This window comes from Neisseria maigaei, from assembly GCF_958267405.1.
GTDB lineage: Bacteria > Pseudomonadota > Gammaproteobacteria > Burkholderiales > Neisseriaceae > Neisseria > Neisseria bergeri.
Genome location: NZ_CATQFT010000058.1, coordinates 1 through 22,817 on the forward strand (window position 1 = coordinate 1; position 22,817 = coordinate 22,817).

The 22,817-nt window shown below is 52.1% G+C and carries 20 protein-coding genes, 3 tRNA genes and 1 pseudogene; 13 read left to right on the forward strand and 11 right to left on the reverse strand.

Features of this window, described 5'->3' with window-relative positions:
• Positions 1 to 134 precede the first annotated feature (134 nt).
• Entirely contained in the window at positions 135 to 5,360 is a 5,226-nt protein-coding gene (locus Q3O06_RS10040) for a RecQ family ATP-dependent DNA helicase (protein WP_301818709.1), read from the reverse strand.
• Between the two features lie 214 nt (positions 5,361 to 5,574).
• On the opposite strand from Q3O06_RS10040, the gene Q3O06_RS10045 reads away from it, so the two are divergent.
• The 6 genes from Q3O06_RS10045 to Q3O06_RS10070 all read left to right on the forward strand — a co-directional run bounded on the left by Q3O06_RS10045 (position 5,575) and on the right by Q3O06_RS10070 (position 11,150).
• Positions 5,575 to 7,203 (forward strand): methyltransferase regulatory domain-containing protein, encoded by a 1,629-nt coding sequence (locus Q3O06_RS10045; RefSeq protein ID WP_373323519.1) that lies wholly within the window; start codon positions 5,575 to 5,577, stop codon positions 7,201 to 7,203.
• A gap of 81 nt (positions 7,204 to 7,284) precedes the next feature.
• A complete protein-coding gene (locus Q3O06_RS10050; protein ID WP_301818711.1) occupies positions 7,285 to 8,391 on the forward strand; it encodes a conjugal transfer protein in 1,107 nt (368 codons plus the stop codon).
• A gap of 64 nt (positions 8,392 to 8,455) precedes the next feature.
• A complete protein-coding gene (locus Q3O06_RS10055; protein ID WP_441338256.1) occupies positions 8,456 to 8,911 on the forward strand; it encodes a low molecular weight protein-tyrosine-phosphatase in 456 nt (151 codons plus the stop codon).
• A 229-nt stretch (positions 8,912 to 9,140) separates the two neighbouring features.
• The gene (locus Q3O06_RS10060; RefSeq protein WP_002258597.1) at positions 9,141 to 9,617 is read left to right on the forward strand and encodes a Fur family transcriptional regulator; all 477 of its coding nucleotides are present in this window, start codon (positions 9,141 to 9,143) and stop codon (positions 9,615 to 9,617) included.
• A complete protein-coding gene (locus Q3O06_RS10065; RefSeq protein WP_301818714.1) occupies positions 9,605 to 10,531 on the forward strand; it encodes a CobW family GTP-binding protein in 927 nt (308 codons plus the stop codon). The genes Q3O06_RS10060 and Q3O06_RS10065 overlap by 13 nt, the downstream gene beginning before the upstream one ends.
• Positions 10,532 to 10,595: 64 nt before the next feature.
• On the forward strand, positions 10,596 to 11,150 hold the full coding sequence (locus Q3O06_RS10070; RefSeq protein ID WP_301818716.1) for a peptidylprolyl isomerase: 555 nt from the start codon (positions 10,596 to 10,598) through the stop codon (positions 11,148 to 11,150).
• 75 nt (positions 11,151 to 11,225) lie between these two features.
• On the opposite strand, the gene Q3O06_RS10075 is transcribed toward Q3O06_RS10070, so the two are convergent.
• The 5 genes from Q3O06_RS10075 to Q3O06_RS10095 all read right to left on the reverse strand — a co-directional run bounded on the left by Q3O06_RS10075 (position 11,226) and on the right by Q3O06_RS10095 (position 14,378).
• Entirely contained in the window at positions 11,226 to 11,372 is a 147-nt protein-coding gene (locus tag Q3O06_RS10075; RefSeq protein WP_369422699.1) for a hypothetical protein, read from the reverse strand.
• Positions 11,373 to 11,388: 16 nt separating this feature from the next.
• On the reverse strand, positions 11,389 to 12,348 hold the full coding sequence (ttcA, locus tag Q3O06_RS10080; protein ID WP_301673249.1) for a tRNA 2-thiocytidine(32) synthetase TtcA: 960 nt from the start codon (positions 12,346 to 12,348) through the stop codon (positions 11,389 to 11,391).
• A gap of 155 nt (positions 12,349 to 12,503) precedes the next feature.
• Positions 12,504 to 13,127, reverse strand: a complete 624-nt coding sequence (locus Q3O06_RS10085; protein WP_013448458.1) for a DUF8309 domain-containing protein — start codon at positions 13,125 to 13,127, stop codon at positions 12,504 to 12,506.
• Positions 13,128 to 13,132: 5 nt separating this feature from the next.
• The gene (gene ygfZ, locus Q3O06_RS10090; RefSeq protein ID WP_301673780.1) at positions 13,133 to 13,981 is read right to left on the reverse strand and encodes a CAF17-like 4Fe-4S cluster assembly/insertion protein YgfZ; all 849 of its coding nucleotides are present in this window, start codon (positions 13,979 to 13,981) and stop codon (positions 13,133 to 13,135) included.
• A gap of 34 nt (positions 13,982 to 14,015) precedes the next feature.
• Positions 14,016 to 14,378 carry a RidA family protein gene (locus tag Q3O06_RS10095; protein ID WP_301818718.1) on the reverse strand — a complete coding sequence of 121 codons (363 nt, stop codon included), beginning with the start codon at positions 14,376 to 14,378 and terminating at the stop codon, positions 14,016 to 14,018.
• A 74-nt stretch (positions 14,379 to 14,452) separates the two neighbouring features.
• Between Q3O06_RS10095 and ybaK the strand changes: the two genes are divergently transcribed.
• Genes ybaK through Q3O06_RS10110 form a run of 3 tightly spaced genes read left to right on the forward strand, consistent with a single transcriptional unit; the run spans position 14,453 to position 16,554 of the window.
• Positions 14,453 to 14,932: a Cys-tRNA(Pro) deacylase gene (ybaK, locus tag Q3O06_RS10100; protein ID WP_002246942.1), complete on the forward strand. Its 480-nt coding sequence runs from the start codon at positions 14,453 to 14,455 to the stop codon at positions 14,930 to 14,932.
• A 22-nt stretch (positions 14,933 to 14,954) separates the two neighbouring features.
• Positions 14,955 to 15,677: a DnaJ domain-containing protein gene (locus Q3O06_RS10105; protein ID WP_301818720.1), complete on the forward strand. Its 723-nt coding sequence runs from the start codon at positions 14,955 to 14,957 to the stop codon at positions 15,675 to 15,677.
• A gap of 1 nt (position 15,678) precedes the next feature.
• On the forward strand, positions 15,679 to 16,554 hold the full coding sequence (locus Q3O06_RS10110) for a DMT family transporter (RefSeq protein ID WP_301818722.1): 876 nt from the start codon (positions 15,679 to 15,681) through the stop codon (positions 16,552 to 16,554).
• A 71-nt stretch (positions 16,555 to 16,625) separates the two neighbouring features.
• Here Q3O06_RS10110 and aspA read toward each other — a convergent pair whose 3' ends face one another.
• The 5 genes from aspA to Q3O06_RS10135 form a co-directional block, all read right to left on the reverse strand.
• Positions 16,626 to 18,023 (reverse strand): aspartate ammonia-lyase, encoded by a 1,398-nt coding sequence (gene aspA / locus Q3O06_RS10115; RefSeq protein WP_301818723.1) that lies wholly within the window; start codon positions 18,021 to 18,023, stop codon positions 16,626 to 16,628.
• 147 nt (positions 18,024 to 18,170) lie between these two features.
• Positions 18,171 to 18,743, reverse strand: coding sequence for a hypothetical protein (locus Q3O06_RS10120; RefSeq protein WP_301818725.1), 573 nt, complete (start codon positions 18,741 to 18,743; stop codon positions 18,171 to 18,173).
• Positions 18,744 to 18,973: 230 nt separating this feature from the next.
• A tRNA-Ser gene (locus Q3O06_RS10125) sits at positions 18,974 to 19,064 on the reverse strand.
• A 37-nt stretch (positions 19,065 to 19,101) separates the two neighbouring features.
• A tRNA-Leu gene (locus Q3O06_RS10130) sits at positions 19,102 to 19,188 on the reverse strand.
• 35 nt (positions 19,189 to 19,223) lie between these two features.
• Positions 19,224 to 19,310: transfer RNA gene (locus tag Q3O06_RS10135), tRNA-Leu, on the reverse strand.
• 88 nt (positions 19,311 to 19,398) lie between these two features.
• On the opposite strand from Q3O06_RS10135, the gene rnr reads away from it, so the two are divergent.
• The 4 genes and pseudogenes from rnr to Q3O06_RS10155 form a co-directional block, all read left to right on the forward strand.
• A complete protein-coding gene (rnr, locus tag Q3O06_RS10140; RefSeq protein ID WP_301818727.1) occupies positions 19,399 to 21,753 on the forward strand; it encodes a ribonuclease R in 2,355 nt (784 codons plus the stop codon).
• A gap of 21 nt (positions 21,754 to 21,774) precedes the next feature.
• Entirely contained in the window at positions 21,775 to 21,960 is a 186-nt protein-coding gene (locus Q3O06_RS10145) for a hypothetical protein (RefSeq protein WP_301673765.1), read from the forward strand.
• Positions 21,961 to 22,004: 44 nt separating this feature from the next.
• A complete protein-coding gene (locus tag Q3O06_RS10150; RefSeq protein WP_301818729.1) occupies positions 22,005 to 22,430 on the forward strand; it encodes a hypothetical protein in 426 nt (141 codons plus the stop codon).
• A 12-nt stretch (positions 22,431 to 22,442) separates the two neighbouring features.
• Positions 22,443 to 22,721, forward strand: a pseudogene (locus tag Q3O06_RS10155) (hypothetical protein); the annotation flags it as partial.
• Positions 22,722 to 22,817 lie beyond the last annotated feature (96 nt).

Sequence of the window (22,817 nt, forward strand, 5' to 3'; positions counted from 1 at the left end):
ATAACAAGGGAAGACTTACTCGTGGCTGCAACCCTACTAGCTCAAAATTTATTCACACATGGTTACGCTTTGGGGAAATTATGAGGGGATCTCTCAGCGCTCCGCACCTTCAGACGGCATTTTTTAGGTAAGGTTTACGGTTCCTGAGGAATCATCAGTACGGGGATGACGACCGCCCATACCGGAATGTCTTCCCGATATTGTTCGAGATATTTTTTGCCTACATCTTTCAAATAGGAGACACCGACAGCGGCAACGGCGGCACGGGCATGTTTGGGGATTTTTTCTTTAAAATTCTTGGCGGTTTTGGCAACCGGTATATTGTTGGCGCAGAAAAGGTAATTGCCGCCGCCGTCTTCAATGATGTCTAGGCTGTCGCCGGTTTTCAACATTTTGGCAGCTTCGATGCGTTCGCCGATTTCCCCGTATGAAGGATTTTCGTTTTCTCGGGCGATGAAGCCGATATCCAACGCTCCTCCATAGTTGGAAAGCATCCTATATTCGACATTCAATTCAGGCAGTTCGGCAAAGGTGCGGTCTATGCGCTCTACGTCTTCGGGCAATGTGTTTATCCATGCGTGGTGTGGCGTGTGGTGGATCAGTGTCAGCGTCTTTTTGGCACGGGTCATTGCGACATAATAGAGGCGGCGGTTTTCGTCGCCGCGCTCTTCCCAGCCGTCGTCCAGGATAAAAACGTGGTCGAACTCCAAACCTTTGGATGAATGCGCCGTTCCCAAGAATATGCCGTCTGAACGGCTGATTTTTTCGTTGCCGACATATTCGTACAGCCAGTTTTTCAGAAATGCCGCAGGATGTTGCTGTGCGACAGTGTTTTCAGACGGCAGGGCAATGGGGAATTCGTTGAGGAAGTCGGTTTTAAGCTGTGCGAACCAGTTTTCCCATTTTTTGCCGCTGCGCCCGATTTCCTTCTCTATCAGCCGACAGAAATCCGCCGAAGAAAGCATACCGTCCCCCGCCGTTTCGATGCCGTGCAGCAGACGGACAAATTCGCGTGTTTTGCATAAAGGCAGGCTTTGTTCGTTTTTCAGGAAGTAGGGGATGCCGTTTTGTTCGCACCATGCCTGCATGGGGTTGAGTGAGGCATTGTTGCGGGCAAGGACGGCGATGCTGTTCCAGGTGATGTCCGCCAAATTCCGCAAACGCCGTATTTCCTCAATGACGGCTTGGGATTGGAGGTTGAAGCGTTTTCTCCGGTTGAACTCGGGGTGCAGGCGGATGACGCGGACGCGGCCTTGGCGTTCGGGGTCGGTTTTCGCCCAGCCGCCGCCGTCGGGATCTTGCCGCCTTTCGGGATTGACGGCGATAGGGTGCAGGGTTTTCAGGCGGTCGGGCATTCCGCTTATCACGCGGTTGGCGGCGGTGATGATGTTTTGCGTGCTGCGGTAGTTGAAAGTCAGGAAATCGGGCGAATCCACGCCGTATTCTTCCTGAAAACGGCGGATGTATTCGTTGCTGCTGCCGTTGTAGGCAAAGATATTTTGGTCGTCGTCGCCGACTGCAAGAATGGTCAGCTTGTCTTCATCGTCGCGTTTCCTGCCTGCCAGTGCGGAAACCAGCCTGTAATGCCGTTCGCTGATGTCTTGGTACTCGTCTACGAGGATATAGCGGAATCCCGACATGATGCGCTCGCGCGCTTCGTCCCCGTCGCTGCCTCTTATGCCGTCTGAAAGCATGGTGGCGGCTTCTTCGCACCATTTTTCAAACTGTTCTTCGGTTTTCCGTTCCTCCTGTTCTCTGCTTTTGCCGTCGAAGCCTTTGCTGTCGAAACGTACGCCTAAAAGCCGCATTGCCATACCGTCGTAAGTCAGGATGGTAACGGCACGGGCAAGGTTGCCGACCAGTCCGTGCAGGCGGCGTTTGACTTCCAGCGCGGCAAGCCGGGTAAAGGTCAGGACGATGATGGAGGATGCAGGAACATGCTGGACGCGCAGAAGATAGGCGACACGGTGGACGATGATGCGCGTTTTGCCGGAACCGGGGCCGGCAAGCACCAGGCGGTTCCTGCCGCTCTGATCGGTAACGACGGCTTTTTGCACGCTGTTCAGACCGTCCGTTACGGTATGGAGGGTATCCGGGGAGACGGGTTCTTCCAATTCTTTCAGCCTTCCTGAGAACCATTTGTCCTTAAATGATTTTTCATCCGTTTTAAAATAGTCGGCGACCAGGTTTAAGGCTTCGGTGATGTTTTTGAGCGCGCGTTCCGCATATTCGCGCATGACGTGGATTTGGAAACGTTTTTCCCCGTAAAACGTTTCCAAGGGGCGGTAGTCCGATTTGAGGTATTGCCGTTTGGATTCCAGCGCGTTCCGGTTGGGGACGATGGTCATCGCGTGGCGCAGGATGGTAATGCCGTGGTTCAGTTTGATGATGCCCAGTTTGTGCATGAACAGCAGCGCCTGCTTGAGCAGGGTTTCGCGGCGGTTTGCCGGAATCTGTACCGACAATTGCATATCGTCGGCAAGCTGCTGCACCATTTCGCCGATTCCGGTTTCCACGACGACATCTTTCCGCCGGACACCCTCTGTCTTGCCGACGAGAAAGGACAGGATGCAGGCGCAGATGTTGCGGCGCAAAAGGGCGGTTTCTTGAATATTTTCCCAGCTGTCATTGTTTTTGAAGCGGATTTTCAGGCAGCCGTTGCCTAAGTCGCGGATTTCAAAGCTGCCGTTTTTATTGGATTCGAGTGCGGATTTGTCGTCCGCAAAAGACAGGATGAGCTGCTTGATTTCGGCGGGCATGCTTTCCAGTCCCGAATCGTGCATTTCGTAGCAGACGGCATTGACGGCGAGATTTTGCCATATTCCTTGGTCGGCATCGGGAATTTCCGTTTTCAATATCTGCCAGAGTTTTTCTTCCCATCGGGTTATTTTTTCCAAAAGCCCCGACGACGGTTTGACGTTGTCGGTACGCAGGATAACGGTCATGCGCGTATCGTTGGTCAATATGCCCATTTCTTCGAGGCTGTGCAGGTGTCCGCGTAATTCTTCCAAGCTGCATGCGGTCGCCTGTATCAGGTCGTCGGTACTGAGCGGCTTGTCATCCGGTGCGTTGAATACGATTTCGGCAATGGTCAGGTAGATTTCTTTGAGCCGTCGGGCGAACCGGCCTTTTTGAATCAGCTCCGAAGCCTGTTCCAGAGTCAGTTTGCCCGAGCGCGAAGGGAAGATTCTGGTGCGGTTTTCTTTGCGGTCGAGCAGTTCGGCACGTTCCAGCCAGGAAATGGCGGTTTTGATTTTGGTGTCCGACTGGCGGTCGTCCCTGTCGAAGCTCATATATTCTTCGCTGTCTTTCAGAATCTCGCCGCCGGTGGCGACGACTTCGCCGCAACCGTCCCTGCCGTGTGCGGCCGTGTTGAGCATGCCGATTTTGCGCCATACCGTTTTGAGGTCGCGCAATTCTATTTGCGACATTTTGCTGATGCTAAATTGGGTATCCACATCGCTTTTTTCATAAAGCAGGATGCATTTTGCCTCTTCGCGGTCCCGTCCGGCACGCCCGGCTTCTTGAAGGTAGTTTTCCAGCGAACCGGTGATTTCGGCATGAATGACCAGCCGTACATCAGGTTTGTCCACGCCCATGCCGAAGGCGTTGGTGGCGACGATGACGCGCAAGCCGCCCTCGATAAAGCGGTTCTGTATGTCTGCTTTGGCATTGGTTTCCAGGCCTGCGTGGAAGTATTCGCACGCCCAGCCTTGTTTTTGGAGGTATTCGTTATAGCCTTCCGCACTTTTGCGCCTGCCGACGAAAACGACTGCGCCGCCACTTTGATGGTCGAGTTCCCGGTGGAGCAGCTCGTCGATTTTTTGTTTTTTGATGCCGTCTGAAGCTTCGAAAACTTCGTAAGACAGGTTGTCGCGCGCGTTGTCGCCGATAAATTGCCTGAATTCTATGCCGGCCTGCTCGCGGAAATTATCGGTAATGTCGGCAAGTACGTCGGGTTTGGCGGTGGCGGTAAAGCAGCTTACCGGTGCGGTGCCGCCGTTTTTCCTGCCGTGTTCGGCGATGAATTTGACCGCATACAGGTAATCGGGTCGGAAATCGTGCCCCCATTTGGACAGGCAGTGCGCCTCATCGAATACCCAGCCGTTGATTTGACGTTGGGAAATGGCTGAAATGAAACTGTCGTTGCGGAACTGTTCGGGGGCAACCAGCAGGATGCCGATGTCGCCCAATGCGGTTTTGTCCAAAATTTCGGCACGTTCGACCACTTCGACCAGGCCGTTGAGCATGGCGGCGCAGGTAATGTTTTTTCTGAGCATTCCGTCCAGTTGGTCTTTCATCAGCGACTGTAGGGGCGAAATGACGACGGTCAGCCCGCCGTTACGGTAATAGCGGTTGAGTGCGGGAACTTGATAACACAGGGATTTTCCGCCGCCTGTGGGCAGGACCGCCAGCGTGTGCAGACCTTTCATCCCCGACTGCACAATGGCGCGCTGACCGCCTTCGAAACCTTTGAAATCGCGGAATGCGGACAGTTTGAAATAACGCTGCAACTGGGCTTCGGGATTGAGCATGTCGGCGCAGTATTTGCAGTTGCTGTCGCCGCAGTCGTGATCGCGCAGTTCGGCAATCAGCCGCGCCGTTTTGGGAAAATGGCTTCTTACCCACGGGGCAAGCACGGAGTTGCCGCCGGAGACGTTCAGCCACGACAGGGCATAGGCAAGCGAAGGATAGATGTCGCGATTGTGGATGTCGGTTTTCATCAACTCTAAAAAACGCGTGCGGCAGACTTTCAAACGCCCTTTCCCTTCGTTGTCCTGCATCATCATCCAAATAATGCGTATCAATCGGTTGGTGTCCGGGTGTTCGGTACGTTCGGCGAAGGAGATGCCGTCTGAAGAACGATACGGCAGAAGCATATCGGACAATGCCGCCCACAGGGTAAATTCATCGGGCCTTTCGGTTTTGATTTTGCCGAATGCGGCACACTGGTCCTGAAAAAGCTGCCAACAGGCACGGCAGTCCGCCAACGGGGAGTTGAGTTCGGAAGAGATGATTTTGTAGTTTTTAATCAGGCGGTGGTACGGGTTTTGCGGAAAGGTGAGCGGCGACAGCTTCAGCGTATCGATAACGGGCAATGAAAGCCATGCCCGGTCAGGCGCGGCTTTTTTCAAATACGGCAGGTCGTGTTCGAGGAGGTTGTGTCCCATCAGCCATTCCGCACCTTCCGCAAGGGGCTGCATTTCCGCCAATGCCTTCCTGAATCCTTCTTCATGGCGGAAGCTTCGTTCAAACCCGAGGTCAAGGTCGGGCCGGTATGCACCGATTTTGAAAACGGTATCGGTTTTGGGGTTAATTTCCAAGTCGATGATTAAAACGGCAGGTACGGCAAAATCCATGGCGGTCGGGATACTGGCATAAAACGGTCAATATACCATAGTGTTGCGCCTTTATCCCTGATTTCGGCAAGACGGCGGAGGGATGCGTCCGGACGTATGCGCATACCTTCAGACGGCATACCTGTTCGGAAGTACCGATAATTTCCGTGCGGTTGAAGTAGGCAGGCGAATTGGTTAAACTTGCGGGCATATTGTCTTTTAGAGTGAACAGAATATGTCGGGCAAGAAGAAAAAAACCGCTTCCGCGCGCCCCGTCATGGCGAAGAAAGAGCGGCAGACGGTTGTCGGCAGTCCTACCTCCCATATGGCGGAACTTTCGGAAATATCGGACATCAAAAATTCATATGATGATTTGATGTACGAATCCGGCGCATTCTCTCAAACCGCCATCAATAATTTGGAGGCGCGCGCCCGCCTGATGGGCTTGCAGCCCGCGCCCGCCGCCAATGCCAAGGTCTTGGAGCTGGGCTGTTCGATGGGCGGCAACATCATCACGCAGGCACTTTATTACCCGGATGCGGAATTTACCGGTATCGACTTGTCCGGCAGGCAGGTTGCGCAGGGTAACGCCATCATTGAAAAAATGGGCCTGAAAAATGTGCGTCTGGAAGAAAAAGATATTTTGACCGTCGATGAATCATTCGGGAAGTTCGACTATATCATCGTCCACGGTATTTGGTCGTGGGTGCCTGACGCAGTTAAAGACAAAATCTTTTCGATTTGCCGCAACAACCTGACCGAACACGGCATTGCCTATATTTCATACAATGTTTACCCCGGCTGGAAACGGCAGGAGCAGTTGCGCGAAATTATGTACTTTTCCGGCAGGGATGTTCTTGAAGAACCCTTGGAAGCACGAACGCGGAAAGGCTTGGACGCGCTCAAGGCGCTGGCGGAAATTTTGGAAAACGACAAGGGCTTGGGCGGCAGCGGCAAACTTCCGGCGATTCAAAAGATATTGAATCAAAACACTTATTATGTCGCACACGAATATATGGAAATATTTAACGACCCGATTTACGTCAACGGTTTCATTGAATGGGCAAACCGCCACCGGCTGGCGTATATCGGAGATACCGATTTGCACGTGTCTTTTGTTTCTTGGATGGCGGAGCATACGCGGGAGCGGATTCTGGCATTGGCAGGGGGCGATTATATTGCCAAAGAATTTTACAGCGATATTTTATCCGACCGCCAATTCCGCCGTTCGCTTTTATGCCGTGAGGAAGTCGGGGATACTATCAGGCGTGATGAGTCGGTTACTGTCGAAGTGATAGAAAGTTTGAATTTCCGCCCGGCAAGAGGGGAAACGATCAACTTTGATGAAAACGATACCCTGCTTTCGGGCATACGCGATGTGATGAAAACCGGAGAGCCGTTTAAAACGGAAGATGTTGCGGAAAATCTTGCCCGCCGATTTCCCGGTTTGACATTCGACCGTATGAAAATCAATTCCCAGCTTTTATTGCAAACCATTCTCGGGCGTTTTTCTGTTTCATCAGACGATGCGGGCAAACCATTTTTTGAAGACCATAAAACCTATGTGCCGGCGCGTTTTACAGATTATGTCGCCGCCTTTGTGGAACACGGCGCGGAAGCGTTTGTCCGGCCTGCCAACCGTTACAACGAAAGCACCCCCTCATTCGGGTACGGGCATTTGTACATTATGCGGCAATTATCGCGGCCGACGACCAAACAGGCATTGATTGAAACGGTTGCCGAAAACTTGAACATCGTCAGCACCACGCCCGACGGTTTGACATTCCATCCGCCTGCCGAAGTGTATGTGGAAGAAATATTGGCAGACTTGGCAGACAGGCATTTTCTCGTTTCGGCGGGTTGACGGGCAAGGCCCGGCGGCAATCCGTCCGATATATTTTCAGACAGGAAAGACACACACTACGAAAAGCGGTGCACGACACATATGAACCAGACATTTACCTTGCCCGATACGCGCCCGTATCCCCAAAATCCGATTAAAAACCACCTGCTGCTCAATGCCTACCAGTTGGCGCATAATTCTTCCCAGGCTTCGCGCAAACTCTCGTCCGGCCAACTTCAAACCGAAATCAGGGGGATGCTTGAGCAAAACCACTATATCAACCTTTCCCTCGCGCTGACGATGGCGCCGGATGCCGGAACTTATGCCGCGCTGCTTTCCAGTGTGAACGCGGTACTCGATTGCGAGAAAGAAGGCGAAGTGCAGTGGTTCGCCCTGCCGGTCGTGCTGGTGTCAGGCTGCAAAAAAGAACGTGCAATCGGGATGAAGCTGCCGACGGAGGCATTGTTTGCCTGCCTGCAAAACTATCCGCACCTGCGCGCGTTGACGCAAGAGACACAATGGCTGCCTTATCTTGTGCATTCTTCCGATTTGAGTGTGGTCGCGCCGGATGAGTGGTGGCGTGCCAAACAAAATACCGAAGCGGCGGCGCAACACTTACGCCGTTTCGCCCCGCGCCCTTTGCTGTTGCCCGAAGGGCAGTCCGTCCACGTCGTTTACGCGTTGGGTTTCGGCAGCGGCAAGGTTCAGACGGCATTGGGTCAGAACCTTCTTCAGGCAGGCCTGCCCTTAATGCAGGTATGGCAGGAAAATCTTGCATCGGAAGGCGTTACACTGTTTGCCAATCCGCTTTCCCCGGATTCTCCGGTACGCGCGCTTTCAGACGGCAGCCACACGCGCCAACGTATGGCGATGGATGTTTTTGCGGCAAACGCGATACGCGCCGTCCGTATGCAGAGTCCGCGCGTCGGCGTGGTCGCTGCGGCAAAGGCGGGCGGACAGATTCTATTCGGATTTAATGCGACAGACGGCGCGTTTGAAGTCGTGCCGCAGGTGTTTTCGTGGCAGCTTTCCTTTACCGACAATATTGCCGTCATCCAGCAGAATTTCCTCGACCTGATGGCAGAGTGCCGCGTGGAACACGTTTACCTGTTGCACAATCCCTTGGGCGAACAGGAAAACATCCCGAGCTATGCGGAAGCGTTAAAACGGGAAGGGCACAATCCGTTTTTCAGTACACAATACGATTGACCTGCCGATGCAGTCTGAAAGGGTTTCCGCTTCAGACGGCATCGCGTTGGAACAGGGCGTAGATATGAGAAAACCGAAAATCCTTTTTGTCTGCCTCGGCAACATCTGCCGTTCGCCGATGGCGGAATACATTTTGCGCCGCCGTGCCGCCGAAGCGGGCATTCCCCTTGAAACGGACAGCGCGGGGACATCGGGCTGGCACGACGGCGAAGATATGCACCGCGAGACGGCGAAAATATTGAAAAAACACGGTATCGATGCTTCAGGCTTTACCAGCCGCAAAATACGGAAAAGCGATGCGGCGGCGTTTGACTACATCATCGCGATGGACGGCAATAATTTGTCCGAATTGGAAAAAACCTTCGGCAGGCAGCCGGAAAAAATATTCAAACTGACCGACCTGATACCCGAAAGCGGTTACGACCATGTCCCCGATCCGTGGTACACGGGCGATTTTGAAGAAACATACAGGCTTGCGGATGCGGGCTGTCGGGCATTGTTGGAAAAGATTTCCAAATAAAGTAATTGAATACAAACACAAATATATAGTGGATTAACAAAAACCAGTACAGCGTTGCCTCGCCTTAGCTCAAAGAGAACGATTCTCTAAGGTGCTGAAGCACCAAGTGAATCGGTTCCGTACTATTTGTACTGTCTGCGGCTTCGTCGCCTTGTCCTGATTTTTGTTAATCCACTATAAAACCGCCTCCTGCCGTATCGGTCGTTCAGACGGCATAAACAGGAAATTTATGAAAACAAACTTCAAACAGAAAATCATCGATCAGGCACGCAGCGAAGGCTTGCAGGTAACCGCTTTGCGCGAGCAGGTATTGGATATTGTCTTGCAGCAAAGCGGCGTGATTAAAGCCTACAACGTCTTGTCGCAGATGCAGCAGCAAAGCGAGGGCGCGGTTGCGCCGCCTACCGCCTACCGCGCCCTTGATTTTTGGGCGGAGCAGGGCGTTTTGCACAAAGTGGCGGCGGTCAACGGCTATATTTTGTGCAGCCACGCGCAGCACGAGTGCAACGACCATTGCCACGACCACGAAGAAGCCGAAGCGCACCACAGCGCGTTTATTTTGGTCTGCACCGAATGCGGCACGGCGGACGAGCAAACCCTCAGCCACGAGTGGGCGGCATTGCGCGCAGGCGTTGCCGAAAGCGGCTTTGCGCTGAAAGAAGAACACGTCGTTTTAACCGGGATTTGTAAAAAATGTCAGAAGTGAAAAAAACCAAAGTCCACCTGATTTCAGGTTTTCTGGGAACAGGCAAAACCACTGCGCTCAAAAGCCTGATGGCGCAAAAAGACCCCAACGAAAAATGGGTCATCATCGTCAACGAGTTCGGCGAAATCGGCATTGACGGCGCGGTATTGAGCGACAACGGCATCCCTGTGGCAGAAATCGCCGGCGGCTGTTTATGCTGCACCGCCGGCCCGCAAATGGGCGTAACCGTGCAGAAAATGCTGCGCGACGCCAAACCCGACCGCCTGATGATTGAGGCAAGCGGACTGGCACACGCCGCCAGCGTCATCGACGAATTGAAAACCAAACCGCTGGACAGCCTTTTGGAAATCGGCGCCGTCTTTACCGTCGTCGATCCGCGCCAGTTCATCAACCCCGATTACGCGCAACAGGCGTTGTATAAAGACCAAATCGGCATCTGCGACGTATTGGTCGCCAGCAAAACCGATTTATGCACCCCCGAACAGCTTGCCGAATTTCACGACAAAGCGGCAAAACTGTTCCCGCCAAAAGCCAAAGTGCTCGAAGTCCGAAACGCGCAACTCGACATCCGGTGGCTCGACATTCCCGTTATTGAAAAATCACGCTACCGCCTCAAAGCCCTGCCGGACAACACCATGGGCTTCCAATCGCAAGGTTTCACATTCCCCGCTGGACGCGATTTTGACGGCGAAAAATTGACCAATTTCTTCAACGACCTGCCCAAATTCACAGAAGGCCTCGTCCGCGCCAAAGGCGTGTTCCAAGTGCTCGGTACATGGGTGTGGCTCAACTGGGTGGATGGGCAATGGGGCGCCAACCAAGTCTCATGGCGGCGCGATTCGCGTTTTGAATTGATTGCCAAATCGTTTGATGCGGATTTAATCGAACAAAAGCTCAAAGATGCATTGGAATAGCGTTAACGCGCCTTCAGGCGGCATAGGAAATGAAAATGCCGTCTGAAGGCTTTAGGAGGACGGGATGAAACCCAAATTCAAAACCGTTTTAACCGCGCTGCTTTTGGCGGCTTCCCTGCCGTCTATGGCGGCAACTCATGTTTTGATGGAAACTGATATGGGCAATATCCGTTTGGTTTTGGACGAATCCAAAGCACCCAAAACCGTTGCCAATTTCGTGCGTTATGCCCGAAAAGGCTTTTACGACAATACGATTTTTCACCGCGTTATCGACGGTTTTGTTATCCAGGGCGGCGGATTTACCGAAGACTTGGTACAAAAGGCAACCGATAAGGCCGTTGCCAACGAATCCGGCAACGGCTTGAAAAACACCGCCGGTACCATCGCTATGGCGCGGACGGCCGATCCGGATTCCGCCACCAGCCAATTCTTTATCAATTTGGCGGACAATGATTCACTCAACTACAAAAACGGACAATACGGCTACACCGTTTTCGGCAGGGTCGAAAGCGGAATGGACACCGTTTCCAAAATCGCCCGCGTCAAAACCGCCACGCGCGGCCTTTACCAAAACGTACCCGTACAGCCCGTCAAAATCCGCCGCGTTGTTGTCGAGTAATATAACGGGAAACCTTCAGAAAGCTGAAACGGAAAAAGCAGGCGTTTGGGGTTGAAAAGCGTCTGCTTCGGGATTTTATAGTGGATTAAATTTAAACCAGTACGGCGTTGCCTCGCCTTGCCGTACTATCTGTACTGTCTGCGGCTTCGTCGCCTTGTCCTGATTTAAATTTAATCCACTATAAAATGCCGTCTGAAACGCCAAACGGGCTTCAGACGGCATTTTTGACGGCGGAGGTTTACGCGCCGCAGGTTTTCGGCTTGTTCGCCAGAATGTTGATGACTTTGCGTTCGGCTTTTTGCGGCGCGATTTTGATTTCGCTTTCGTCTTCTTCGCTGCCGTCTGAAAAACGTTCGGGCATTTTTTCGCTGTCAAACGCCAAATCGCCGCCGTGTTTCAGGGTTTGACCGCGTTCCAATCCGGCAAAGTCAAAGAGTTCGGTATCGGCAAGGTGGGAAGGGACGATGTTTTGCAGGGCGGAGAACATCGATTCGATACGGCCGGGGAAGCGTTTGTCCCAATCGCGCAGCATGTCGCCGATGACTTGGCGTTGCAGATTGGGCTGCGAGCCGCAGAGGTTGCACGGGATAATCGGGAACTGTTTCAATTCGGCGTATTTGATTAAGTCTTTTTCTTTCACATACGCTAGTGGGCGGATGACGATGTGTTCGCCGTTGTCGCTAACCAGTTTGGGCGGCATGGCTTTGAGTTTGCCGCCGTAGAACATATTCAGGAACATGGTGGCAAGGATGTCATCGCGGTGGTGTCCCAAGGCGATTTTGGTGCAGCCCAATTCTTTTGCGGTGCGGTAGAGGATGCCGCGGCGCAGGCGGCTGCACAGCGAACAAGTCGTTTTGCCTTCGTCCAACACGCGTTTGACGGTGGAGTAGGTGTCTTCTTCAACGATTTTGTAGGGAACGCCAATGCTTTCGAGATAGGTCGGCAGCACTTCTTCGGGGAAGCCCGGCTGCTTTTGGTCGAGATTGACGGCAACCAGCTCGAAATCAATCGGCGCACTAGCTTGAAGCTGGCGCAGAATGTCTAATAGGGCGTAGCTGTCTTTGCCGCCGGAGAGGCAGACCATGATTTTGTCGCCCGGCTCGATCATGTTGAAATCGTTAATGGCGTCGCCGACGGCGTGGCGCAGGCGTTTGCTGAGTTTGTTGTTTTCCAGTTCTTGTTTGGTTTTTTTGGACATGGCGGTGGTTTGAAAAATTAGGGATGCGGCATTGTAACCGAAAACAGGGGAGGTTTTAAAATGCCGTCTGAAAAAGGTTCAGACGGCATTAGAGGGATTATTCTGCATTTTCGGTTTTTTTGAGTGTATTATTTCAGCCCTTTAAGTCGTTGATTCTAGGTTGATATGATCTCAATATACTCTTTGTATTCTAAGGGGATAGGTAGATTAAACACCAAATCCTTTAGAGGGTCTACATTTCTCCCCATTTTGTAACACAAATATAGCCGTTCATTAAGCTCAGCATAGATTCGTACATTCCTCAATTCATAGCTATTAATCGTTTCTAAATCGTCTCTATTTATTGACGCAATGATATCTCGTTCATTGTATTTCCCCGAGGAAGTATCTACTTCAAAGAGTCTGCCCCCACCATCTCCTATGATAAGAATTTTCTTTTCGTTTGGTGTTCCTTCCCAGAGCGTAATCCATCTACTTCCCATACCTAAGGGGTCTATCTTACGCTTTGGAGAGATATAGTTCTCAATCCCCTTAATATTCTGCCTGAAGATATTGCTGCTTTTAATGAATTGACGAGCAACAGTGGCGCAGAAAAGAATAGGAACTTGGGTTAAGTCCACATCATCCCAATTGTTATCAGTGTTAAATAGATTGAAAAACAGGAGTTCAGCCTTCCCTATCATCTGAGCGAGCACATACACCCTAGTTTCTCTTGATTCATCCTTTCGTTTAGTCTCAATGCTGATAACTTGATTATTCCTCCACCTTATTTCTGTCATATTTCTCATCTAAAGAAGGAATGAACCGCTTTGAAGATACCGCCGTTTGGGACGGTCAGTTCTTTTTGTGCGGCGGAGAATTTAATTACGGCAAGGGCGGTAAAGTTTTCCGAACCTTTAACGCAGTCGAGTACGATGCCGGCCTCTTCGCCGTCCGCCGTCAGCAGGATGCCCGCTTCGGCTGCCGAGTTTCCCGACAACACCGCCAAGCCGCGTTTGACCTGACCGCGATATTGGGCGCGCGCGATGATTTCCTGACCGGGGTAGCAGCCTTTTTTGAAGTGTACGCCGCCGATGATGTGCTGGTTGAGCATTTGGGCGACGGCGGTTTCTTTGGTAGCCGCGCATATCCACGGATAACCGCTGCGGATTTCGTGCAGCCGCCACGCGCTTTCGGCAGCGGCATCATAAGGTGGCAGGGCGGTTTCGGGGGCGATGTGCAAAATGCCCCGATGGGGCAGGACGACGGAACAGATGCCGTCTGAAACACATTCGGCGGTAAAGGCAAGGCAGGGTTCTTGCGCGGCAAGCGGTTCGGCGGATGCTGCCAATTCCGCGCCGACGGCGTAATCTTCAAGGATTTCAAAAACGACTTTGGCACGCAACACAAACATCCGCAGGCGTTTGACCGTTGCTTCAAGCAGGTCTTGCGCCATAATCAGCAGCAAATCGTCCCCACGGTTGACGACAATCATATTGGCGATGACGCGGCCTTTGGGCGTGTTGTAAGTCGCGTAACACGCCTGCCCAGTCTGAAGATTATTGATGTCGTTGGAAAGCTGTCCGTGCAGGAAGGTTTGGCGGTCTTCGCCGCTGACGCGCGCCACGCCGAAAAAGGGCAGTAAGGTTTTCATCATTTGCATACTCTGAAATATAAAGGAAATCTGTTTATGCAGTTGCCGCGTCTTTCTTCACGGCGGTTATTTTGATTTCGACGCGCCACTCCGGACGGGCGAGCCGCACTTCCACGCAGGCGCGGGCGGGCGTTCTGCCGGCGGCAACCCAAGCGTCCCACACGCCGTTCATTTCCGCGTAGTCGTCCATGTCGCGCAGATAGATGACCGCATCCAAAACGTGTGCCTTGTCCGAGCCGCATTCCGCCAGCCAGCGGTCGGTTTGGGCAAGCACGTCGGCAGTCTGTTCGGCAGCCGTTTCACCGTTTTCGGGAACCATGCCGGAGAGGAAAATCAAACCGCCCGCGCAAACCGCTTCGGAATAGCGGGGCGTTGTGCCGAAATATCGGATATCCATATCGGTTTCCTTCGATAAAGGGGATATATGGTAACATTGCGCTTGACCGATTTCCATGTTTTGCATGACGAAAAATGAGTAAACACACTTATCCGATAACACCTGCCGTACGCGTTTTGCGTGAAAACGGCATCGAATTTGAACCTTTTACCTATGCCTATGAGGAACACGGCGGCACGGCGCAGTTTGCCCGACTGTTCGGCAAAGACGAACACTTGGTCATTAAAACCATTGTTTTGCAAGATGAAAACGGTAAGGGGCTGATTGTCTTGATGCACGGCGACAAACAGATTTCAACCCGCAATCTGGCGCGGCATTTGGGTGCGAAACACATCGAACCCGCCACGCCCGCACAGGCAAACAAGTGGACGGGCTATCTGGTCGGCGGCACAACGCCGTTCGGCATCCGGACAAAATTGGATATTTACGTCGAACAGTCGGTGATGGATTTGGAAACCATCTATATCAACGGCGGAAAACGCGGGTTCATTATCGGCATCCGTCCCGGAGATTTAAATATTTTGAACCCGAAAACAATACAGGCGGCGGTTTGACGGGGGAGTATAAAGGAGCAATATGGACAAAGATTTGTATGCCGTATTGGGTGTGTCGCCGCAAGCGGGGGCGGACGAAATCAAACGCGCCTACCGCAAGCTGGCGATGAAATACCATCCCGACCGCAATCCGGGCAATCCGCAGGTGGAAGAAAAGTTCAAAGAAATCCAACGGGCTTACGATACGCTTTCCGACCTGTCGAAACGGATGCAATACGACGCGTCCTTCAGACGGCATGAGGAACGCGGGCGGCAGGAAGAGGCATTCCGCCGCGAACAGGCGCGCAGGGAGCAGTTTTACCGCGAACAGATGCGCCGCGAACAGGCGTTCAGACAGGCGTTTGAACGGCAGGCCTCACGTTCGCGCCATGCTTACGAACCGTCCGGCGGCGGAAGCGGGCGCAACTATGTCCTCGCCGCCTACATCCTGTTCGGTTTGGGTGCAATCATGCAGTTCATGCCCATAGACGGCGTGATTTTCGCCTATATGCCCATAGTCGGCGTGATTCTCGCCTATATGAAACGGAACAGTTTGGACAGCATTGTCTATGCCGCACATGCCGAATACCTGATTAAAACCTTTTGGCGCACATTTTGGCTTTATCTTTTGGGCGCGCTGACTGCCCTTTTGGGTATCGGCGTGCTGATTATTATTGCAACGAACGTCTGGTATTTCTGCCGCATCATCGTCGGCTTTATCCGTTTCAACAGCGGCAGGGCGGTTGCACCCGAGAAATGGATATAGTATGGCTTACCTGTTAATCAGCATCGTGTTCAGCGTGTCGGTTTCCATTTTGCTGAAAATGGCAAGGAAGAAAAAAATCGACATCGCGCAGGCGGTCGCCGTCAATTATGTGGTCGCGGTCATACTGACCCTGCTGGTATTGAAGCCGGATGTCGGCAATATCGGCGCATTTTTGCCGACATGGTGGCTGTTTGCCGCATTGGGCGTGCTGCTGCCGTCCGTATTTGTCATTATGGGCAAATCCGTAGAAGCCGCCGGTATCGTCAAATCCGACGCGGCGCAGCGTTTGTCGCTGTTTTTGCCGATTGTTGCCGCCTTGACGCTGTTTGGCGAAAAACTCAGCGAAGGCAAACTAATCGGGCTGTGCCTCGCATTTGCCGCGCTGTTCTGCCTGCTTTGGAAACACAGCGGTGGCAAAAAATCAGGCAGCGCATGGCGGCAGGTGGTATTGCTGCTGGGCGTGTGGGCGGGTTACGGCATTATCGACATCCTGTTCAAACAGATTGCCAAAAGCGGAACGGCATTTTCAGGCAACCTGCTGATTGCATTTGTGCTGGCGGGTGTGCTGATGTTTGCCTGCCTGTTTGCCAAATCGGTCAGATGGCGCGTTGAGAGTGTGGTCGGCGGCATACTCTTGGGCGGTTTGAATTTTATGAATATCGTAACCTACATCACCGCGCACCAAATGATGAAGGACAATCCCACGCTGGTTTTTGCCGGTATGAATATCGGTGTGATTGTTTTGGGTACGCTTTCGGGCGCACTGTTTTTTAAGGAAAAAATCAACACAATCAATACGGCGGGAATCGTGTTGGCACTGTGTTCCATTACCTGCCTGTTTTATTGGGCGGAGGTCAAGGCACTGTTCGGCATATAATCCGGCTGATTGATATAACAAAATGCCGTCTGAAGCAGCATCCCTGCTTCAGACGGCATTTGCCTGCAACGTTACAGATGGGGGTTCATCAGGTTTTCAGGAGAGAGGATGCGGTTGAGTTCTTCTTCGCTCAACAACCCGCGTTCCAAAACAACCTCGCGCACGCCTTTGCCGGTCTGGGCGCAGATTTTGCCGACCAAGTCGCCGTTGTAGTGGCCAATGTACGGATTCAGATAAGTGACCAAACCGATGGAGTTGAAAACGTAACGTTCGCAGATTTTGCGGTTGACCGTAATGCCTTTGACGCATTTTTCGGCGAGGTTGACCGCGGCATTGCCCAAGAGGGAAATCGTTTCAAACATACATTGGGCGATGACCGGCTCCATCACGTTTAATTGCAGTTGCCCGGCTTCGGCGGCGAAGGTAATCGTCGTGTCGTTGCCGATGACTTTGAAGCAGATTTGGTTGACCACTTCGGGAATCACGGGATTGACTTTGGCAGGCATGATGGAAGAACCGGCCTGCAATTCGGGCAGGTTGATTTCTTTCAAGCCGGCGCGCGGGCCGGAAGAGAGCAGGCGCAAGTCGTTGCAGATTTTGGAGAGTTTGACCGCCGTGCGCTTCAATGCGCCGTGTACCATCACATATGCGCCGCAGTCGGAGGTCGCTTCGATCAGGTTTTCAGTCAGTTTGCAAGACAAGCCGCTGACTTCGGAGAGTTTTTTGACCACCAGTTCGGCGTAGCCTTTGGGCGTGTTCACGCCTGTACCGATGGCGGTTGCGCCCAAATTGACTTCCAAGAGCAGTTGGCGCGTGCGGTCGAGGTTGAGGATTTCTTCTTCCAACAACACTTGGAAAGATTGGAATTCTTGTCCTGCCGTCATCGGCACGGCATCTTGAAGCTGGGTGCGCCCCATTTTCAAAACGTCTTTAAATTCTTCGGCTTTGGCGGCAAAGGCATTTTTCAGGACGGCCAGTTTGTCGAGTAATTCGCCGATGCTGTAATACACGGCAAGGCGGAAGCCCGTGGGATAGGCATCGTTGGTGGATTGGCTGGCGTTGACATGATCCATCGGATTGACGATGTCGTAGCGGCCTTTTTCGTATCCCAAGACTTCCAATGCGAGGTTGGCGATAACTTCGTTGGTGTTCATATTGACCGAAGTTCCCGCACCGCCCTGATAAACGTCGGACGGGAATTGGTCGAGGCAGCGGTTGTTTAACAATACTTCGTCGCAGGCTTTTTCAATGGCGGCGGCGATTTCGGGTTTTACTGCACCCAATTCGCCGTTTGCCTGCGCGGTTGCTTTTTTCACCATCACCATACTGCGGACAAACTGCGGCACGTCGGAAATTTTTTGTGTGGAGATTTTAAAGTTTTCAATGGCGCGCAGAGTGTGGATGCCCCAATACACTTCGGCGGGAATCTCGCGGTCGCCCAATAAATCGTGTTCGATACGGACAGTCATGTTTTTACCTTTGTAAGTCGGATAATTAATATTGAAAAAATGCGCCATCGGAAAGATGCCGCAGCAGGACGAACACTATACCAGTTGGGCGGCGTTGTCTATGGTGTTTTCAAGAACAATGCCGTCTGAACGCCGAAATGCCGCGTCTTAAGGATGCTGCTCCGGCAGGTCTGCCAGCGTTTTCCGCGCCAGCGTCGCACCGAGGTTATGGCGGTGCAGCCCCAAAACCATGCCCGTCCACACACCGCGTCCGCTCGGGTCGGTCAGCAGCGCAACGCCTCCGGTCAGCCATTGGTAGAGGGAATGCGGAAGCACATGGACGGAATATGCCGCATCATGCCTGCCGCGATAACGGACACGCCCGAACGCACCATAAACAACCAGTTCCTTATCATCGATATAAACCGATTTGCACGTCGTCAGCGCATACCACCAACGCTCCATGCGCCACATCCAAAACACGGAAAAACCCGCCGTCAAGACGCTGTAAACCGAATCGGATACGGGAGGAACACCCCATTCGAGCAACTGGTTTCCGCCGCCCATCCAAAGCAGCAGACCGAAAAACAGCGCAAGCAGCGGCTGAAACAACCTGCCGCGCAGAACGGAATGCCGGAACAGCAGCCCTTCGCCCGCAACAGAAACCCCGAACGGCAAATCACGTTTTAAGGTTCTGATGTATTCGGAAAGGTTGGTCGGATTGAGATGCGGTGCAGCCATATCGGTTTTCGGTTTGCAGCATGTGGAACAATGCCGTTTGAAGGGGTATACCTTTTGAGTCCTTACAGGCTTAGGAAGAGGGCAAAACATACCGCAAAACATACCATAAAAAACGGTAACGGATAGTTGTAAACGGTTGATGACGATTATAGACAATAACGGATTTTCCCAATGAAATTATTGTTTGAATAATAAAAAATCCCAAACCGTAAAAGTTTGGGATTCGTATTTGGCAGAGAGGAAGGGATTCGAACCCTCGATACGCTATTCACGTATACACGCTTTCCAGGCGTGCGACTTAAACCACTCATCCACCTCTCTAATGGCGGAATTTATCCTTAACAGGGTAAATTCTTATTGGTGCCCAGGAGAAGACTCGAACTTCCACACCCGTGAGGATACCAGCACCTGAAGCTGGCGCGTCTACCAATTCCGCCACCTGGGCAATCTAAATATTGAAATAAAGCAAAGTATTTGATTTGGTGCCCAGGAGAAGACTCGAACTTCCACACCCGTGAGGATACTAGCACCTGAAGCTAGCGCGTCTACCAATTCCGCCACCTGGGCTTTGCTTTATTTACTGTTTTGCGGTACAGTGTCCTTCCGCAAAGAAGTCGCTATTATATAGGTCATAAAAAGAATGTCAACGGTCAAAATGAATAAAAATATTAAATATTTAAATTTACGGGAAAAAGACCCGTTTTTAAGTCGTGAAAAACAGCGTTATGAACATCCTTTGCCCAGTCGGGAATGGATAATCGAATTGTTGGAGCGCAAAGGTGTGCCTTCAAAAATCGAATCGCTCGCACGCGAGCTGTCGATTACGGAAGACGAGTATGTCTTTTTTGAACGCCGTCTGAAAGCGATGGCGCGGGATGGTCAGGTTTTAATCAACCGCCGGGGCGCGGTTTGCGCCGCAGACAAGCTGGATTTGGTCAAATGCCGCGTCGAGGCGCATAAGGACGGTTTCGGCTTCGCCGTACCACTCATGCCGACGGACGAAGGGGATTTCGTTTTATACGAACGCCAGATGCGTGGTGTCATGCACGGCGACATTGTTACCGTCCGCCCCGCCGGTATCGACCGCAGAGGCCGCCGCGAAGGTACGGTTTTGGATATTGTAGAACGCGCGCAAAGTAAAGTGGTCGGCTGTTTCTATATGGATCGCGGCGTGGCGATTTTGGAAGCGGAAGACAAACGCTTGAACCAAAGCATTGTCTTGGAACCTAGCAGTGTCGTGCATTTCAAACCCGAATCCGGTCAGGTCATCGTCGGCGAAATCGAGGTTTATCCCGAGCAAAACCGCCCAGCCGTAGCGAAAATCATTGAAGTATTGGGCGATTATGCCGACAGCGGCATGGAAATCGAAATTGCCGTGCGCAAACACCATTTACCACACCAATTCAGCGAAGCGTGTGCCAAAGCCGTGAAAAAAATTCCCGACCATGTACGCAAAAGCGATTTGAAAGGCCGCGTCGATTTGCGCGACCTGCCTTTGGTAACGATAGACGGCGAAACGGCGCGCGATTTCGACGACGCGGTGTTTGCCGAAAAAATCGGGCGCAATTACCGTTTGGTCGTGGCGATTGCCGATGTCAGCCATTATGTCCGCCCCGATGACGCTATCGACACGGACGCGCAGGAACGCAGCACCAGCGTTTACTTCCCGCGCCGCGTGATTCCCATGTTGCCGGAAAACCTGTCCAACGGCATCTGCTCGCTCAATCCCGATGTCGAGCGTTTGTGCATGGTGTGCGACATGGTCATCACTTACGCGGGCAATATTAAAGAATACCGCTTCTACCCTGCGGTTATGCGTTCCCATGCCCGCCTGACGTACAACCAAGTCTGGGATTGGATTTCAGACGACCTCGACCATCCGCACAAAGCCCAAATCGACACCCTTTACAAACTCTTCAAAATCCTTCAGAAAAAACGCTTCGAACGCGGCGCGGTGGAGTTTGAAAGCGTCGAAACCCAAATGCTTTTCGATGACAACGGCAAAATCGAAAAAATCGTGCCCGTTGTCCGCAACGACGCCCATAAATTGATTGAAGAGTGTATGTTGGCGGCGAACGTCTGCGCGGCAGAATTCCTGATAAAAAACAAGCACACCGCCCTCTTCCGCAACCACTTAGGTCCGACATCTGAAAAACTCGCCACCCTGCGCGAGCAGCTCGGCTTACTGGGTTTGCAACTGGGCGGCGGCGACAACCCGACACCGAAAGACTATGCCGCGCTTGCCGAACAATTCAAAGGCAGGCCCGATGCCGAATTGCTGCAAGTCATGATGTTGCGCTCCATGCAGCAGGCAGTTTACGAACCGCATTGCGACGGACACTTCGGTCTTGCCTACGAAGCATACGCCCACTTCACCTCTCCCATCCGCCGCTATCCCGACCTGACCGTCCACCGCGCCATCAAAGCCGTGTTGAACCAGCAAACCTACACGCCAAACAAAAGCTGGCAGGCTTTGGGCGTGCATACTTCGTTTTGCGAACGCCGTGCCGACGATGCCGGCCGCGACGTGGAAAACTGGCTGAAAACCTATTATATGCGCGATAAAGTCGGCGAAATATTCGAAGGCAAAATCTCCGGGGTGGCAAATTTTGGAATATTTGTCACTTTGGACGATATCCATATCGACGGTCTGGTGCATATCAGCGATTTGGGCGAAGACTATTTCAACTTCCGCCCCGAAATCATGGCAATCGAAGGCGAACGCAGCGGCATCCGTTTCAATATGGGGGACAGGGTTGCCGTCCGGGTCGCGCGCGCCGATTTGGATGACGGAAAAATCGATTTTGTCCTGATTACGGGTGGCACGTCCGGCAGAAAGTATTCCGGAAAAAACAAAATACCCAATGCGGAACCCAAAAGGAAAAAAGCCAAACCATCCAAGAAAAATGCCCCGTCAAACGGCAAATTGGAAAAAGGCGGGAAAGAGCAGGAGGGGAAAAGTAAAAAATCCGTTTCCATCAAAATAAAGAAAGCCAAGAATAACCGCTAATCCGTATCGAGGAAGTTGCCGATGCGGTCGAACTTGACCTTTTTCCAATCCGATTTCCCCATTCTGTTTACGCTTGTGCGCAATGCAGAACGCTATTTTGCCGACGATTCCAATACGTTGGTGATGAAAACCCGTCAGTTTGCCAAGCTGACGGCGAAAACCGTGGCGGCAAACTATGGACTGGCGGAGTCGGAAAACGGTTCGTAGTCGGATCTGCTCAAACAGTTGCATGTTATGGCATTAATCGAGATATGCTGCATCTTTTCCACAGCTTGCGTAAGTCCGGCAATGCGGCAACGCACGTATTTAACGACGACCGTAAAGCGGCGGTAGAAAGTTTAATGGCGGCGTGGCAGATTGCATTGTGGTTTTGCCGCATTTTTGCCGACGGGCAGGAAGATTTTGTGTCGGAAGCCTTTAATCCTGCCTATTTGCAGACACAAAGTACGCTAGAAAATCCGTCGGTTTCCAACGGAGAAGAGCAACGCCTGTTGAAAGCGCAAGAAGCGGAATTGGCAAAATTGCGCGCGGAATTGGTGGCGAAAAGCGAAAAAGAACAACAGGTACGCCGCGACCAATTGGACACACATTTTGCCCACAGCCTCCAGATGCGGGATTTGGATGAAAAACAAATCCGCCTGCTGTTGATTGATGCCCAACTGCGCGAAGTCGGTTGAGAAGCGGATACGGAAAATCTGAACTACCAAAAAGGCACGTATCCAGAAAAAGGGCGGAATTTGGCGATTGCCGAATATCCGTGCGGCAAGGACAGGGCGGATTACGTGCTGTTCTGCGGTTTGATGCCGATTGCCACGGCGGATGAAGCGCACCAAGAAAAATCTCGGCATTTTCTGAAAAAAAACTTTGGCAGTTTATTGCACTATTTGCAACTCCCTTGCACTTTTATAAAAGCGACGGTTATCGTCGCTTTTGTTTTACCGGTTGCAGATAACCGGTTCGCCGCTTGAGACCTTTGCAAAATTCCCCAAAATCCCCTAAATTCCCACCAAGACATTTAGGGGATTTCTCATGGACACCTTCTTCCGGCAAACCGCACAAGCCAT

What these genes read in the sequence shown, in the direction of transcription:
- Q3O06_RS10040 (WP_301818709.1), bottom strand. Translation starts at nt 5,360, where the DNA reads ATGGATTTTGCCGTACCTGCCGTTTTAATCATCGACTTGGAAATTAAC.
- Q3O06_RS10045 (WP_373323519.1), top strand. Translation starts at nt 5,575, where the DNA reads ATGTCGGGCAAGAAGAAAAAAACCGCTTCCGCGCGCCCCGTCATGGCG.
- Q3O06_RS10050 (WP_301818711.1), top strand. Translation starts at nt 7,285, where the DNA reads ATGAACCAGACATTTACCTTGCCCGATACGCGCCCGTATCCCCAAAAT.
- Q3O06_RS10055 (WP_441338256.1), top strand. Translation starts at nt 8,456, where the DNA reads ATGAGAAAACCGAAAATCCTTTTTGTCTGCCTCGGCAACATCTGCCGT.
- Q3O06_RS10060 (WP_002258597.1), top strand. Translation starts at nt 9,141, where the DNA reads ATGAAAACAAACTTCAAACAGAAAATCATCGATCAGGCACGCAGCGAA.
- Q3O06_RS10065 (WP_301818714.1), top strand. Translation starts at nt 9,605, where the DNA reads ATGTCAGAAGTGAAAAAAACCAAAGTCCACCTGATTTCAGGTTTTCTG.
- Q3O06_RS10070 (WP_301818716.1), top strand. Translation starts at nt 10,596, where the DNA reads ATGAAACCCAAATTCAAAACCGTTTTAACCGCGCTGCTTTTGGCGGCT.
- Q3O06_RS10075 (WP_369422699.1), bottom strand. Translation starts at nt 11,372, where the DNA reads ATGCCGTCTGAAGCCCGTTTGGCGTTTCAGACGGCATTTTATAGTGGA.
- ttcA (WP_301673249.1), bottom strand. Translation starts at nt 12,348, where the DNA reads ATGTCCAAAAAAACCAAACAAGAACTGGAAAACAACAAACTCAGCAAA.
- Q3O06_RS10085 (WP_013448458.1), bottom strand. Translation starts at nt 13,127, where the DNA reads ATGACAGAAATAAGGTGGAGGAATAATCAAGTTATCAGCATTGAGACT.
- ygfZ (WP_301673780.1), bottom strand. Translation starts at nt 13,981, where the DNA reads ATGAAAACCTTACTGCCCTTTTTCGGCGTGGCGCGCGTCAGCGGCGAA.
- Q3O06_RS10095 (WP_301818718.1), bottom strand. Translation starts at nt 14,378, where the DNA reads ATGGATATCCGATATTTCGGCACAACGCCCCGCTATTCCGAAGCGGTT.
- ybaK (WP_002246942.1), top strand. Translation starts at nt 14,453, where the DNA reads ATGAGTAAACACACTTATCCGATAACACCTGCCGTACGCGTTTTGCGT.
- Q3O06_RS10105 (WP_301818720.1), top strand. Translation starts at nt 14,955, where the DNA reads ATGGACAAAGATTTGTATGCCGTATTGGGTGTGTCGCCGCAAGCGGGG.
- Q3O06_RS10110 (WP_301818722.1), top strand. Translation starts at nt 15,679, where the DNA reads ATGGCTTACCTGTTAATCAGCATCGTGTTCAGCGTGTCGGTTTCCATT.
- aspA (WP_301818723.1), bottom strand. Translation starts at nt 18,023, where the DNA reads ATGACTGTCCGTATCGAACACGATTTATTGGGCGACCGCGAGATTCCC.
- Q3O06_RS10120 (WP_301818725.1), bottom strand. Translation starts at nt 18,743, where the DNA reads ATGGCTGCACCGCATCTCAATCCGACCAACCTTTCCGAATACATCAGA.
- rnr (WP_301818727.1), top strand. Translation starts at nt 19,399, where the DNA reads ATGAATAAAAATATTAAATATTTAAATTTACGGGAAAAAGACCCGTTT.
- Q3O06_RS10145 (WP_301673765.1), top strand. Translation starts at nt 21,775, where the DNA reads ATGCGGTCGAACTTGACCTTTTTCCAATCCGATTTCCCCATTCTGTTT.
- Q3O06_RS10150 (WP_301818729.1), top strand. Translation starts at nt 22,005, where the DNA reads ATGCTGCATCTTTTCCACAGCTTGCGTAAGTCCGGCAATGCGGCAACG.